The sequence below is a fragment of the Pelagibacterium lentulum genome, from assembly GCF_003992625.1.
Lineage (GTDB): Bacteria > Pseudomonadota > Alphaproteobacteria > Rhizobiales > Devosiaceae > Pelagibacterium > Pelagibacterium lentulum.
In genome coordinates, this window is sequence record NZ_RZMW01000041.1 from 164369 (window position 1) to 178168 (window position 13800).

Consider the following 13800-nt stretch of genomic DNA (forward strand, 5'->3'; position numbering starts at 1 on the left):
AATGAACGAACTCACGCCCCTCGCCTCGCCCGCCCCCATGCGCCGCAAACGCACCGACGAAATTGTCGATGCGATCAAGAAAACCATTGTCGAGCATGGCTTGCAGCCCGGTGATCGGCTGCCGCAGGAGCGCGAGCTGATCGAGCAATATGCAGCATCCAAAGGAACCATTCGCGAAGCGCTCAAGGCGCTCGAAGTGCAGGGGTTGATCCGCATTCGCACCGGTCCGGGCGGCGGCGCGTTTATCGAGACCATGTCCGAACAGCGGGCGATGAGCCTTTTGTCCAATTACCTGTTCGCCAAGAACATGACGATTGGCGACATCTACGCTCTGCGCAAGGTGCTTGAACCCCTGGTTGCCGTTTCGGCCATGACCAATATCGATGATGCGGGCTATAAGCGGCTCACCGACATCATCGCCATTTACGATCATGAACCCGCCGATGCGCAGGAGCGTTGGGACCAACGCATGGCCGAGCTTGATTTCCACGCAGTTGTTGCCGAATATGCCGACAATGCGCTTCTGGCCTTTACCTGCCGGTTTCTCCAAACGCTGCTCAAAGAGCTTGCCGTCTGCCGCGACATCTATCGCCAGCCCAAGCCTGTGCTGCGACAGCAGGGCATCGCCTATCAGCGCGAATTGCTCGAGGCTATGAAGGCTGGCGACAGTACGCGCGTGCACCAGATCATGGCCGATCACATGGCCTATGCGGAAACGGCCATGCTCGATCTGCAGGCGGAATTGACCGGCGACTTCCTGCACGATCCGGTTGCACGCGGTCGGGGCGAAAGGCGCCGGAAGGTTGTCTCGTGATCGATACGCACTATCTCACCGCCTGCCTCAAGGCACTTGTTGAGACCCCCAGCCCGGTCGGGCGCACCGAACCTGCGGTTGCGCTTGCCGATGGCTGGCTTGAGGATCTCGGCCTACCGCGCGCCTATACGCGCCGCGGCGTGCTTTCAACGCAAATCGGCCAAGGCGAACCGCGTCGCGCGCTTGCTGCCCATCTCGATACGCTGGGCGCCATGGTCACCGGCATCAGACCCAACGGCCGCCCGACCTTGCGCAATACCGGCACATGGGCCGCCCGTTTTGCCGAAGGCGCGCGGGTCACTGTCTTTACCGATCGCGGAGCGTTACGCGGCACCATTTTGCCGCTCAAAGCGTCCGGGCACCGGTTCAATACCGAAGTCGATACCCAACCCGCCGATTGGGATAATCTGGAAATCCGCCTCGATTGCAATGATGAAGACGCCAAGGCCGTTCAGATCGGGGATATCGTTGCCGTCGATGCCCAGCCCGAATTTCTCGATAACGGCTTTATCGTTTCGCGCCATCTGGACGACAAGGCCGGGGTCGCCTGCCTTCTGACCGCGCTCAAATATTGCCGCGACAACGGCATCGAACCGGCCATCCCCGCCCAAATCATGTTCACCATTTCTGAGGAAGTGGGGATCGGCGGCACGCATGGTTTTGGGCCAAAGGTTCAGGAACTCGTCGCCATCGATAATGGCGTTACAGCGCCCGATCAGGCCAGCCGGGACGACGCGGCCATCATTGCCTTTCGCGACCGCACCGGCCCATTCGACATGCCGATCACGCGCCACCTTGTCGATCTGTGCAACGCCAACGCCATCACCCATGTGCGCGACACGTTCCGCTCCTATCGCTCCGACAGCGCGGCGGCAATCGATGCGGGCTGGGATTTGCGGGTTGGGCTTGCGTGCTTTTCACTCGATTCCTCGCATGGCTGGGAACGCACCCATATCGAAAGCCTCATCCAATTGACCCGGTTGATCGTCGCCTATCTGCAAAGCGATCTAGTGTCCCTGCCGGGCAGCAAATATTAGGCTTGCAATTTGCCTGCAAACGGCGCTTTGAATTTTGGCTTTCTCAAAATCCTCAAAGTGCCTCAATGCCCTCGCTTGCTGCCGCGCCTTCGCTCTTTTCGCTACTGGCCCCGATCGTTTTGCTGATCGGGTCCAATGTCTTTATGACCTTTGCCTGGTACGGGCACCTGAAATTCCCCGGTGCCGCGCTCTGGGTTGTGGTGTTTATAAGCTGGGGCATCGCCTTTTTTGAATATTGGCTGGCAGTGCCCGCCAATCGGATCGGCTATAGCGTTTATTCAGGTGCTGAGCTGAAGACCATTCAGGAGGTGATCTCTCTGTCGGTCTTCGCGCTCTTTGCCATCTTTTATCTGGGCGAAAAGTTTACCCTCAATCACGTGCTCGGCTTTGCCTTTATCGCCCTTGGCGCCTTTTTCATCTTTAAGGGTCCGCTCAAATAGACCTTATCCCCAGTGCGGGAAGGGGTCCGGCAAGCCCTGCCAGGCGTCGGGCGAGAAGTTGCGCGCAGGCATCAGGCATTGGTCGAGCCTCTGGCGGATTGCCGCTTCATCCATGGGATCGACCCCGATAAAGACAAGTTCCTGCCTGCGGTCGCCCCAGACCGGGTCGAGATAAGGCTCCATCGATGCCCGCCAGTCGGGATGGTCGGGCCAGCGTTCCTCGGAAACCGAAGACCACCAAAGCCCGCGCCGTTCGGTACGCACCATGGCGCCGGCCTGACTCATCTCGCCCACGAAATGAGGGCGCGTGGCCAGCCAGAAAAAGCCTTTGGCACGCACGACGCCGGGCCATGCGTCATGGACAAATTTATGAAACAACTGCGGCACGAACGGCCGCCGCGCCCGATAGACGAAGGACCGGATGCCATATTCCTCGGTTTCGGGCACATGGTCGGTGAACCCGTTCAACTCCTTGAACCACAAGGGATGGGCTTGGGCCTTTTCAAGATCGAACCGACCGGTTCCCATGATGTCGGACATCTCCACCTTGCCGAAATCGGTTTCGATGATGCGCGCCGACCCGTTAAGCGAACGCACGATCTTGCGTGCAGCTTCCAATTGACCAGGATCGGCATCTGAAACCTTGTTGAGCACCACCACATCGGCAAATTCCATCTGCTCGACCAAAAGATCGATCAATGTGCGCTCGTCGCCTTCCCCGAGACTTTCGCCATGATCGGCTAGGCGGTCGTGGGAGGCATAATGGGCTAAAAGATTGACCGCATCGACAACCGTTACCATCGTGTCTAGCCGGGCCATGTCGGATAAGGAGATCCCATTTTCATCGCGGAAATCGAAGGTCGTCGCCACCGGCAGCGGTTCGGAAATGCCGGTGGATTCAATCAGCAGATAGTCGAACCGGCCTTCGCTTGCCAGCTTGCGCACCTCGATCAGGAGATCGTCGCGCAGGGTGCAGCAGATGCAGCCATTGGTCATTTCCACGAGCTGCTCATCGGTGCGCGAAAGATTTGCACCGCCGTCGCGCACCAGCGCCGCATCGATATTGACCTCGCTCATGTCGTTGACGATCACGGCGACTTTCAGCCCTTCGCGATTGCCAAGCACGTGGTTGAGCAATGTGGTTTTGCCTGCGCCCAGGAAACCCGAAAGCACGGTGACGGGAAGCCGTCTATCCATTTATATATCTCCGATGTGAGGCGAATCCGGGACCGTGGCCGAATCCACCGGCGGTAACGATGTGAAAGGGCATGGCTCGACTTCAGGGTATGCAGTGCCGGCTTTACCGCGGTCACAATGCGGCCGGCGCCATGACTTTTCTGTTATAACATTACATTTTTTCTGAGTGAAAAGGCGGACACAATCGGCCCGCCTCTCTTGTCGTATTGCGGTGCGAGGTTTCTGCCCCTGATTACTGGCCCAGGCAGTCGCTCAGGCTTTGGGCCAGATTGCGCATCAGCGTGAAATAGAGCTCCGGCCCATCCTCAATATCGGCACCAAGGGGGTCGAGAACACCAAGCCGCGCATCTGTGCCATCGGCAATGGTTTCAACAACAGCCGGACTGAATTGCGGTTCGGCAAAAAGGCACACGGCTTCCTCAGCCTGAACCCGCTCGCGAATTTCAGTCAGCCGGGCCGCACCGGGTGCGACTTCTGGATTAACGGTGAACGTGCCTGTCGCCTCGATGTCGAAGCGGTTCTCGAAATAATGATAGGCATCGTGGAAAACAAAGAACGGCCTGCCGCGCGCGCCATCGAGGCTCTCGGCAATCTCGTCTTCGAGTTCGGAAAGCCGCGCGACCAGCGCCTGACCGTTCTCGTTATAGGTCTCGGCATTTTCCGGGTCGGCGGCCATCAGCGTATCGGCAATCGCGGCGACCATCAGGCGCGCATTTTGCGTATCGAGCCAGATATGGGCATCGCCATGGTCGTGATCATGGTGATGATCGTGCTCATGATCGTGGCTGTGCCCATGCTCATCATGCCCATGATCGTCGTGATCGTGCGCCTCATGTCCATGGTCGTCATCGTGATCGTGCCCATGATCGTGGTCGTGGTCGTGGTCGTGGTCGTGGTCGTGGTCGTGGTCGTGGTCGTGGTCGTGGTCGTGGTCGCCATGATCATGGCTGTGGGGTTCAAAAAGTCCACCCTCGCGCATGTCAAGAATGGTCATGCCTTCGACATCCATCAGTTCCACAACCTGGGCGTCACCAGCAAGACTTGCCAGCGGGCCAGGCAGGAAGGTTTCCAGATCGGCCCCGATCCAGAAGACGATGTTCGCAGCTTCCAGCTTTGCCGCGTCGGAAGGCCTGAGCGAGAAACTGTGCGGGCTGGCCGCGCCTTGCACCAGAAGTCCGGGTTCGCCCACCCCGTCCATCACGGCGGCGACAAGGGAATGAATGGGCTTGATGGAAGCCACCACATTGGGCGCGGCAAGCGCCGGGCTGGCAGCAAAAATCGCCAAGGTTGCGGGGACAATCAGGCGTGCGGCACGATTGGGCATTGTCGGGACGTCCTCTCGGCATTATGTTATGACATTACAAGTTTGAGTTGGTGTAATGCTATAACAGCACGCACGCTGTCAAGCGTTCTCGAACCCGTTGCGCAGGAATGCCTATGCAAAACTTTACCGCGCCCGAGCGGCACCCCATCATCACCGTTAGCGGCGTCGGTGTCCGGCGCGAGGATCGTTGGCTGGTGCGCGGGGTCGATCTTTCCATTGCACGGGGCGAAATCGTCACGCTGATCGGCCCGAACGGGTCCGGAAAATCCACTACCGTCAAGCTTGCGCTCGGCATCATGGCACCGGATGAAGGCAAGGTCTGGCGCGAAAAGAAACTCAGGATCGGCTATGTCCCGCAGCGGGTTGCAATGGACCGCTCGCTGCCCATGACGGTTGCAAGGCTGATGGCGCTGACTGGCCGCCATTCGGCAAATGAGATCGATCGGGCGCTTGAACAGGTCGGCATTGCCCATCTCAAAAAAGCGCAGGTCCACCAGCTTTCGGGTGGCGAATTCCAGCGCGCATTGATCGCCCGCGCCATTATCGGCAAACCCGACCTTCTGGTGCTGGACGAACCCGTACAGGGTGTCGATTTTTCCGGCGAGGTCGCGCTTTACGATCTCATCGGCCAGATCCGCGACGCCACCGGCTGCGGCGTGCTGCTCATCAGCCACGACCTGCATGTGGTGATGGCGCGCACCGATACCGTCATTTGCCTTAACGGCCATGTCTGCTGCTCGGGCTCGCCCGAAACTGTCGCCGCGAGCGGGGAATATGCGGCGCTGTTTGGCCCCCGTGCTGCCGAAACGCTGGCGATTTATCGCCATGAGCACAACCACTCCCATCTGCCCGATGGCACGGTCAAACACGCCGATGGCGATCTCAATTTCGATCACCATGCCCACGGCCCCCATTGCGATCACAGCCATGCCCACGATCACGAGCATGGCCATACGCGCCAGAACCAGGAGCCCTCACGCCATGCTTGAGAGCTTTTTCACCCGCGCCATCATTGCCGGGCTTGGCGTTGCTGCGATCACCGGTCCGCTGGGTTGTTTCATCGTCTGGCGGCGGCTGGCCTATTTCGGCGACACCATGGCCCATTCGGCCATTCTGGGGGTGGCGCTGGCTTTGTTCTTTTCGCTCTCGCCCATGGCCGGGGTCTTTGCCATTGCGGTGCTGGTCGCGATCATTCTCGTGTTTCTGCAAAAGCGCGGCTCGCTATCCTCCGATTCCCTGCTGGGGCTCCTGAGTCATTCCACGCTCGCGATCGGGCTGGTGCTGGTCTCGCTCATGCCCCATGTGCGGATCGATCTCATGGGCCTGCTCTTTGGCGACATTCTCGCAGTTTCAGTTGCCGATCTGGCATTGATCTATGGAGGAGGGGCGGTTGTGCTTGGGGTTCTGGCATGGCTCTGGCGCCCGATGCTCGCGGGCACAGTCAGCGAAGACATTGCCCAGGCCGAAGGCTTTGCGCCAGAGCGCAACAAACTGGTCTTTATGGTACTTCTGGCCGCCCTTATCGCCATCGCCATGAAAATTCTCGGCGTATTGCTGATTACCGCCATGCTCATCATTCCGGCCACCGCCGCCCGGCGCATTGCCAATACACCCGAACAGATGGCGCTCTATGCGGCACTTGGCGGCATGGCGGCAGTGCTGTTGGGCTTGTGGGCATCGCTACATTTCGATACCCCTTCGGGACCTTCCATTGTGGTGGCCGCGTTGGGCGTTTTCGCCCTGACCTCGCTTGTGCCCCTTAATGGGTTGAGCGCAAAGGATTGATCGAGCCATGAGTTCTGCAAGAGCGACTTCTGCAAGAGACCTGACCCGCAACCAGCATCTCGTCCTGGGCACGCTGGAAAAGGCCGAAAGCCCCTTGAGCGCCTATTCGATCCTCGATCAATTGCGCGAGGAAGGGCTGCGCGCGCCGTTGCAGGTCTATCGCGCGCTCGACAAACTCCTGGAAATGGGGCTGGCACACCGGCTCGAAAGCCTTAATGCCTTTGTTGCCTGCGCGCACCCCCATTGCCACAAATCCGGGCTTATCGCCTTTGCCATTTGCGAAAGCTGCGGCCAGGTATCGGAATTTTCCGACGATGTGGTACGCCAGCGGCTCGATGATTGGGCCGCGCGTGAAGGCTTTGTGACCAAACGTACCACCATGGAAATCCGCGGCGCGTGCCGGGCCTGCGCCAGCGCAGCGTGAAACGCACAGGCTGAGCCACCGGCCTCTGGACCCCGGGGATAAATCCCGGGGTGACCTCGGTGGAAAGACGCAAAGAAACGGCACTCCACTTCAACAGTCATTCCGGGATTTCTTCCCGGAATCCAGACGGCAACGCGCTCAAGCGTTTAGAAGTCCCTTTACTCCAGAAAATAGGTAATGGTGGTCACGACCCGCACCTTTTTCTCGATTTGCTTTTCGGCCCGCTGGTCGGGAATATCGACCGCAGCAAGGATTTCAAAAACGCCCTGATTGGCCGTCTGGATGGTGCCAACATCGGCGCCCGCATCCTGCGCGAACTGGTCTGCGGCTTCACGCGCTCTCTGGGTCGCCTCGGCCAGCATTTCGGCCTTGAGGTCGTTGAGCGCAGCAAAAGTATAGGACGGCCCCGCATTATAGCTATCGGAGGAAAAGACAACGCCCAGCCGCAGCAATTCGCCGACATTGCGCGCAGCCTGGGCTATCGCGTCCACATCGCTTGATGTGAGCAAAAACTCTTCCGTCAGAACGAAACGTGCCAGATCGGGTGTATTGGCGGCATTGTAGCCTGCCATGCGATCCTCAACGAAAATATTCTGCACCCGCATATCGGCGTCGTCAAAACCCTGCCCGAGCAGGAATTGCCGCACCGCGCTGTCAGCGGTTTCAAGCTGGGCACGCGCATCTTCAAGCGTCGGGCCGGTGGCCACGAATTTGATCGGCCAGAACCCCTGATCGGCCATCACCGGCCGTTCGGATAGACCCTTGACCGTAACCGTGCGTAACGGCTGCCGGCTTTCGATCAGGGCCTGCCCAGCCAGCCAACCAGCGGCGCCAAGGCCCACGGCAATCAGTAATGCCGCCAGAATACGGGATAGAAATTGCATGGGTTGGTTCCCCCAACAGAAAAAGCGCCCCCCGGCACAAGCCGACTGGGCGCTTTAATTGTGGTGGGTTTTGGGCGAAGTGCGAAGCGCGCTTATGCTACCTTGGCAATATCGGGCACGGCGTCGAGCAGCATCCGCGTATAGTCGGCTTTGGGCGCACTGAAAATCTCTTCAACAGGCCCGCTTTCGACCAGAACACCGTTGTGGAGCACGCCTACGGCATCTGCCATCTGGCGCACAACGGCAAGGTTATGGCTGATGAGCAAATAGGTCAGGCCGAACTCGTCCTGCAGTTGACTCATCAATTCGAGCACCTGAGCCTGCACCGAAACGTCAAGCGCCGAGGTCGGCTCATCGCAAATGATGAATTCCGGCTCGCTCGAAAGCGCACGCGCAATGGCAATCCGCTGACGCTGGCCGCCGGAAAACTCGTGCGGATATTTCCGCATGACCACTGGATCGAGCCGCACCCGATCAAGCAGGTACGCGACCTTTTCGGTGATTTCCTTGTTGTTGCGGGCGATACCCAATTGCCGCATGGGTTCGGCGATGATGTCGCCCACCCGCCAGCGCGGATTAAGGCTCGCATAAGGGTCCTGGAAAATCATCTGGATTTTCGACCGCCGCTTGGCTGCCGCATCCTTGTCGTTCCAGATGTCGGTGCCCTCAAGCAGCACATTACCATCCGTTGGGCGCAAAAGGCCCACCATCATACGTGCGCAGGTGGATTTGCCCGACCCAGACTCCCCGACAAGCCCATAGGTCTTGCCCCGCTCGATCTGAAAGGAAACATCATTGACCGCATTGACGATCTTGCGATTGCGACCGGTTAGCCGCGAGAACAGGGAGGGGGAAAGGTCGAAAACCATGGAGAGGTTTTCGGCCCGGACAAGAGGCGCGTCGGTGACAGCCGCATCGCCCTCATCTCCGCGCGCGACCGCCGCAGCATAGCGCGGGTTCTGTTCCTTGATCGAAGGGATCGCATCGATCAATTTGATCGTATAGGGCTCTTTTGGCCGGTGGATGATATCGCCAACCGTTCCGGTTTCAACGATTTCACCCTTGTTCATGACGATCATGCGATCAGCGGCTTCCGCGATCACACCCATGTCGTGGGTAATCAGCATCACGGCAACGCCGCGTTCGGCGCACAGGCGCTTTAGCACCTTGATGATCTGGGCCTGAACCGAAACGTCGAGCGCCGAGGTGGGTTCGTCGGCAATCACGAGTTCAGGTTCTGCTGCCAGCGCGAGCGAGATCACCACGCGCTGACGCATGCCACCCGAAAACTGGTGCGGATAAGCGTCAATGCGATCTTCGGGCTTTGGAATGCCGGCATCGGCCAGGAGCTCGATAGCGCGAGCCCTGGCCTGCTTTTCGTTGAGCGGCAAATGGCGGCGAATGGTTTCGATCAACTGCTCGCCAACGGTAAAAAGTGGGTTGAGCGAAGTCAGCGGGTCTTGCATGACCATGCCGATGCGTCGACCGCGGATCTTGCGCAGGCTTTCTTCGTCGAGCCCGTCGATCCGATCGCCGTTAAGAGTGATCGAGGTGGACGAGACTTCGCCCGGACGGTCGACCAGCCCCATAATGGCTGTGCCGGTCATGGATTTTCCGGCGCCCGATTCCCCCACCACGCCCAGCACTTCGCCGGGCATGATGTCAAAGGAGATCTTGTTTACAGCGGTGAAGTCACCACGTCGCAAGTGAAAGACAACGCTCAGGTCTTTTACAGAAAGTACAGGTTCGCTCATCAGCGCAGCCTCGGATTCAATGCGTCACGCAACCAGTCGCCCAGAAGGTTGACCGACAGGGCCAGAAGGACGAGCGTGATGGCAGGGAAGAACAGGATCCACCATTCACCGGAGAACAGGAATTGCTGCCCGATGCGGATCAGGGTGCCCAGTGAAGGCCGGGTTGGCGGCACACCGACGCCCAGGAACGAAAGGGTCGCTTCGGCAATGATGGCCAGCGCCAGCCCGATGGTGCCGATCACCAGAACCGGTCCCAGAACGTTGGGCAGGATATGGCGGATCAAAATGAAGATCGGCTTGACCCCGATGATGCGGGCGGCTGAAACGTAATCCTTTTGCCGCTCGACCATGGTGCTGCCGCGCACGGTTCGGGCAAATTGCGCCCAGTCGGAAAGTCCGATGGCAAAGATCAGAACGAAGATCGCCATGTTCTCCTGTTGCGCCGGCGGGAGGATGCCGCGGGCTATACCAAAGATCAGAAGCGCGATCAGGATCGAGGGGAAAGAAAGCTGGATGTCGGCGATACGCATGATGACGGTATCGGTCAGCCCGCCGCGGAACCCGGCGATCAGCCCCAGAGAGACCCCCAGGATCATGGCAAACATCACCGCCGAAACACCCACGAGTAGCGAAACGCGCGAGCCATAGAGAATGGCCGAAAAGACGTCGCGACCCTGATGATCCGAACCGAAGATGAAGAACGCCCCCAACATGCTTTCGCTCATGGGCGGGGTGAACCCGTTCATGAGATTGAGCGTGCGCGGGCTGAACGGATCGTAAGGTGCAATCCAGGGCGCGAAAATTGCGGCAAGGACCAGGATCGCTGCAACGATCGAGGAAACGATCGCGACTGGTGACGTGCGGTAGGAGAAAAAGATGTCGGAATCGATGATCTTGGCGAAGCGGCCTTTGGGGGCCGACGGTGTAATATCGGTCATGGTCAGTGCCCCTTGGACGAGCCGCCAACCCGTAGACGGGGGTCAACGACGTAATAGAGAATGTCGACGATCAGATTGACGATCACGAACACGAAACCGACAAAGATCAGGTAGGCGGCCATAACCGGCACGTCGACCACCGCGACTGAGGAGAGGAACAGCGAACCAATGCCGGGCCACTGGAAAACCGTTTCGGTGATCAGTGCCCCGGTGATAATCGAGCCCAGTTGCAGGCCTGCAATGGTGATCACGGGAACCATGGTGTTCTTGAGCGCGTGCGAGAAGTTGATCGCCCGTTTTGAAAGCCCTCTGGCGCGGGCGAACTTGATATAATCCTGCCGCAGCACTTCAAGCATTTCCGCGCGCACGAGGCGCATGATCAGCGTCATCTGGAACAGTGAAAGCGTAATCGCTGGCAGGATGAGCGAGCGCAGGCCCGTCTCCGTCAGAAAGCCGGTTCGCCACCAACCCAGATCCACGACCTGACCGCGCCCGAAGCTGGGAAGCCACTGCAATTCGACGGCAAAGATGTAAATGAGTCCAATACCGATCAGGAAGGTCGGCAGCGACACGCCGATCAACGAGAAGGCCATGATACCGGCAGCAATAGGGCTCTTGCGGTTCAGCGCGGTGAAAACACCGGCAACGATGCCCACGATCAGCGCGATTGTCGCCGAGGTCAGGGCCAGTTCGATCGTTGCGGGCAGGCGCGACATAATCAGATCGGCCACAGGGGTCTGCAGGCGATAGGAAATGCCGAAATTGCCCTGCAATGCGTTCATTATGAAGCGGAAGAACTGCACATAGAACGGATCGTTGAGCCCGAGGCGCTCACGCAGGAGTTCCTGATCGGCGATGGTTGCCTCCTGGGAAACCATCGAAGCGACCGGGTCGCCGACATATCGGAACATGATGAAAGAGATCAAAGCGACGGCGAGCATCACAATAATGGATTGCCCGAGTCGTTTGAAAATGAAGGCCAGCATCGAAGTGGTCTCCGTCAACGCTTTTAGCAGATCAATGGGAAAGACTTGGGCCGTTGCCCAGCAGTCCCGGTGTGAAGGAAGTCTAGCGGAAATCCCGTCAGCGGCAACGTCCAGTAATTTGCGGACGATCTTTCAAGGTGCCGGTTAAACGAAGCGCCGCGCCACGACTTTTGAAAAGCTGTGGCGCGGCGCCTGTTGGGTTCCGATGGCCTAGTCGATAACGACGTCGGTCATCCGGGGCTGGTTTTCAGGATGCACGGCGAGGGTCAAACCATCTTTCATTGCATAGGCGAGCGCCTGTACGTGAATGGTGAGGAACACGCGGTCTTCCTGAACCTGATCCCAGATTTCAGCAACAACGGCATCACGGGCTTCCAGATCGGTCATAGTGCCCAGAGACTGGATTTTTTCGTCCAGTTCAGGATTGGAATAAAGGCCGATATTGTAGGTACCGTAATTGCCGTCCTTGGTGTGGACGAGGTCGTTGAAGATATAGGCTGAGTCAAAGGTCGGCACGCCCCAGCCAAGGAGATAGAAGTCGGTTTCGTTGTTGAGGATCAGCGGCGAGTGCTGAGCGACCGGACGGGAAGCCAGGGTTACATCGATACCGATCTGGCCGAGCATACCGACAACAGCCTGTGCGATCGCTTCGTCATTGACATAACGGTCGTTGGGGGTGTCCAGCGTCACCGAGAAGCCATCGCCATAGCCCGCTTCTTCCATGAGCTGTCGAGCGCGTTCGACATCGACTGCCGGACAGGCGTCAAGCTCTTCGGTCCAGCCTGCAACGAACGGAGGCATGTTCACGCAAGTGGGGATCGACTGACCGCGCATGACAACCTGCTGGATCGCGTTGCGGTCCACGACAAGCTCCATGGCTTCACGAACCAGCGGATTTGCGAAGGGGTTCTCGTCGGTGATGTTGGAGGACACCAGCGGCGCGTCATCCATCCGGTAGCCGAAATAGATGGTGCGGTTTTCAGGGCCGGTCTCCACCTTGATGCCCGGCGAGCCTGCAAGGCGCTCGATGTCCTGGACGGGAACGTCCTGTACCAGATCGACTTCGCCCGAAAGCAGGGCTGCAATACGGGTCGCGCTATCCGAGATCGGGGTATAGACGATTTCGGTTACAGCTGGTGCGTCGCCCCACCAGTTTTCGTTGACGGTCATGACCGAACGCACGTCGGGATCACGCTCAGTCAGGATGTAGGGGCCGGTGCCGTTGGTGTTGCGCACGGCGAAGTTTTCCTCGCCAGCGGCAAAATCCTGCACGCCGACCAGGTCGTTAGCTTCCGACCAGCCCTTGTCCATGATGAAGGTGTTGGTGACGTTGTTGGGATAGAGCGGCGAAGGGCCGGCCATCTGGAATTCGACAGTATAGTCGTCAACAGCGGTCACGCTCACAACGTCAGCATGAAGCTGGCGCATGTTGGAGTTGTCGGACTTCGCGCGCTCGATCGAGAACACGACGTCTTCGGCGGTGAACTCTTCACCGCCATGGAAAGTTACGCCTTCGCGCAGCTCGAAAACCCAAACGGTTTCATCGCCTTCCTTGACGTACCAGTCGGTCGCAAGGCGCGGCTGAAGGTTGCCTTCCACATCGCGGTCCAGAAGCGTCTCATAGATGTGGTGATTGAAAGTGTGGGTCACGCCCTGGTTCTGCGAATGCGGATCGAGCGTAAGCGCGTCGGACTGGCGAGCCCAGCGCAGGGTTTCGGCGTTCGCAGCCGAAATCATCACCGATGAGGCGAGAAGGACCGCCACAATGCCGGTCAGTTTATTTGCCATGAGTTTCATTCCCCTTGAAGCTTCTGCCGCCGTTTCCGGCAACAGGATAGGCGTATGTAAGAGTGCGCGAAATCCGGCGTCCGACATAAATCGAAGTCAAAAACCATGTTGGTCAGATGTCTCGACAATGCTGGCTCAGCGGTTTCACGCACTCTCTATTTTTATAATCTGCAGGGATTATCTTTTTGCATGATGATCCCTCCCTGCGACTTGGGGCCAACAGTGATTGCCTTCACTGCGCGCCGAGACCGCAACAAAGCGTCTTTTGTTTGATCGCGCAATGGGTATCTGACGCCCCTTTACGTCAATACCGCTGACCTTTATTGATCAAAAGGTAAAATTTACTCGATTATTCAATGTCTAATGCCCGTAACCACGGGTACTTAAACCATAAATTTTCACCAAACTTTTTTTGATGGACGCTGCTCA

13 protein-coding genes are annotated in these 13800 nt (G+C 58.4%); 6 read left to right on the forward strand and 7 right to left on the reverse strand.

Annotated elements, in window-relative coordinates; all coding sequences use genetic code 11:
- The first annotated feature begins 1 nt into the window (after position 1).
- The 3 genes from EO133_RS14435 (at position 2) to EO133_RS14445 (ending at position 2291) form a co-directional block, all read left to right on the forward strand.
- On the forward strand, positions 2 to 814 hold the full coding sequence (locus tag EO133_RS14435; protein ID WP_127073349.1) for a FadR/GntR family transcriptional regulator: 813 nt from the start codon (positions 2 to 4) through the stop codon (positions 812 to 814).
- On the forward strand, positions 811 to 1851 hold the full coding sequence (locus tag EO133_RS14440; protein ID WP_127073350.1) for an osmoprotectant NAGGN system M42 family peptidase: 1041 nt from the start codon (positions 811 to 813) through the stop codon (positions 1849 to 1851). Before EO133_RS14435 ends, EO133_RS14440 begins: the two co-directional genes overlap by 4 nt.
- A 65-nt stretch (positions 1852 to 1916) precedes the next feature.
- Positions 1917 to 2291: a DMT family protein gene (locus EO133_RS14445; RefSeq protein ID WP_127073351.1), complete on the forward strand. Its 375-nt coding sequence runs from the start codon at positions 1917 to 1919 to the stop codon at positions 2289 to 2291.
- 3 nt (positions 2292 to 2294) lie between these two features.
- Here EO133_RS14445 and zigA read toward each other — a convergent pair whose 3' ends face one another.
- Positions 2295 to 3488 carry a zinc metallochaperone GTPase ZigA gene (gene zigA, locus EO133_RS14450; protein ID WP_127073352.1) on the reverse strand — a complete coding sequence of 398 codons (1194 nt, stop codon included), beginning with the start codon at positions 3486 to 3488 and terminating at the stop codon, positions 2295 to 2297.
- A gap of 232 nt (positions 3489 to 3720) precedes the next feature.
- Positions 3721 to 4812 (reverse strand): zinc ABC transporter substrate-binding protein, encoded by a 1092-nt coding sequence (locus EO133_RS14455; protein WP_127073353.1) that lies wholly within the window; start codon positions 4810 to 4812, stop codon positions 3721 to 3723.
- A 113-nt stretch (positions 4813 to 4925) separates the two neighbouring features.
- Here EO133_RS14455 and EO133_RS14460 point away from each other — a divergent pair, with 113 nt between their 5' ends.
- From EO133_RS14460 to EO133_RS14470, 3 genes are read left to right on the forward strand one after another with little or no spacing between them, the layout of a single operon-like run.
- Positions 4926 to 5801, forward strand: a complete 876-nt coding sequence (locus EO133_RS14460; protein ID WP_127073354.1) for an ATP-binding cassette domain-containing protein — start codon at positions 4926 to 4928, stop codon at positions 5799 to 5801.
- Positions 5794 to 6597 (forward strand): metal ABC transporter permease, encoded by an 804-nt coding sequence (locus EO133_RS14465; RefSeq protein WP_127073355.1) that lies wholly within the window; start codon positions 5794 to 5796, stop codon positions 6595 to 6597. The genes EO133_RS14460 and EO133_RS14465 overlap by 8 nt, the downstream gene beginning before the upstream one ends.
- Before the next feature lie 7 nt (positions 6598 to 6604).
- Entirely contained in the window at positions 6605 to 7021 is a 417-nt protein-coding gene (locus EO133_RS14470; RefSeq protein WP_127073356.1) for a Fur family transcriptional regulator, read from the forward strand.
- A gap of 158 nt (positions 7022 to 7179) precedes the next feature.
- Here the strand turns inward: EO133_RS14470 and EO133_RS14475 are convergent, their stop codons facing one another.
- The 5 genes from EO133_RS14475 to EO133_RS14495 form a co-directional block, all read right to left on the reverse strand.
- The gene (locus EO133_RS14475; RefSeq protein ID WP_127073357.1) at positions 7180 to 7905 is read right to left on the reverse strand and encodes an SIMPL domain-containing protein; all 726 of its coding nucleotides are present in this window, start codon (positions 7903 to 7905) and stop codon (positions 7180 to 7182) included.
- A gap of 92 nt (positions 7906 to 7997) precedes the next feature.
- Positions 7998 to 9659: an ABC transporter ATP-binding protein gene (locus tag EO133_RS14480; protein WP_127073358.1), complete on the reverse strand. Its 1662-nt coding sequence runs from the start codon at positions 9657 to 9659 to the stop codon at positions 7998 to 8000.
- A complete protein-coding gene (locus tag EO133_RS14485; protein WP_127073359.1) occupies positions 9659 to 10597 on the reverse strand; it encodes an ABC transporter permease in 939 nt (312 codons plus the stop codon). The genes EO133_RS14480 and EO133_RS14485 overlap by 1 nt, the downstream gene beginning before the upstream one ends.
- A gap of 2 nt (positions 10598 to 10599) precedes the next feature.
- Positions 10600 to 11583: an ABC transporter permease gene (locus EO133_RS14490; protein ID WP_127073360.1), complete on the reverse strand. Its 984-nt coding sequence runs from the start codon at positions 11581 to 11583 to the stop codon at positions 10600 to 10602.
- Between the two features lie 210 nt (positions 11584 to 11793).
- Complete coding sequence (locus EO133_RS14495) at positions 11794 to 13371, reverse strand: ABC transporter substrate-binding protein (protein WP_127073361.1); 1578 nt, start codon at positions 13369 to 13371, stop codon at positions 11794 to 11796.
- Positions 13372 to 13800 lie beyond the last annotated feature (429 nt).

Coding starts and splice junctions, on each gene's coding strand:
- EO133_RS14435 (WP_127073349.1), top strand. CDS start 2: ATGAACGAACTCACGCCCCTCGCCTCGCCCGCCCCCATGCGCCGCAAA.
- EO133_RS14445 (WP_127073351.1), top strand. CDS start 1,917: ATGCCCTCGCTTGCTGCCGCGCCTTCGCTCTTTTCGCTACTGGCCCCG.
- zigA (WP_127073352.1), bottom strand. CDS start 3,488: ATGGATAGACGGCTTCCCGTCACCGTGCTTTCGGGTTTCCTGGGCGCA.
- EO133_RS14455 (WP_127073353.1), bottom strand. CDS start 4,812: ATGCCCAATCGTGCCGCACGCCTGATTGTCCCCGCAACCTTGGCGATT.
- EO133_RS14460 (WP_127073354.1), top strand. CDS start 4,926: ATGCAAAACTTTACCGCGCCCGAGCGGCACCCCATCATCACCGTTAGC.
- EO133_RS14465 (WP_127073355.1), top strand. CDS start 5,794: ATGCTTGAGAGCTTTTTCACCCGCGCCATCATTGCCGGGCTTGGCGTT.
- EO133_RS14470 (WP_127073356.1), top strand. CDS start 6,605: ATGAGTTCTGCAAGAGCGACTTCTGCAAGAGACCTGACCCGCAACCAG.
- EO133_RS14475 (WP_127073357.1), bottom strand. CDS start 7,905: ATGCAATTTCTATCCCGTATTCTGGCGGCATTACTGATTGCCGTGGGC.
- EO133_RS14480 (WP_127073358.1), bottom strand. CDS start 9,659: ATGAGCGAACCTGTACTTTCTGTAAAAGACCTGAGCGTTGTCTTTCAC.
- EO133_RS14485 (WP_127073359.1), bottom strand. CDS start 10,597: ATGACCGATATTACACCGTCGGCCCCCAAAGGCCGCTTCGCCAAGATC.
- EO133_RS14490 (WP_127073360.1), bottom strand. CDS start 11,583: ATGCTGGCCTTCATTTTCAAACGACTCGGGCAATCCATTATTGTGATG.
- EO133_RS14495 (WP_127073361.1), bottom strand. CDS start 13,371: ATGGCAAATAAACTGACCGGCATTGTGGCGGTCCTTCTCGCCTCATCG.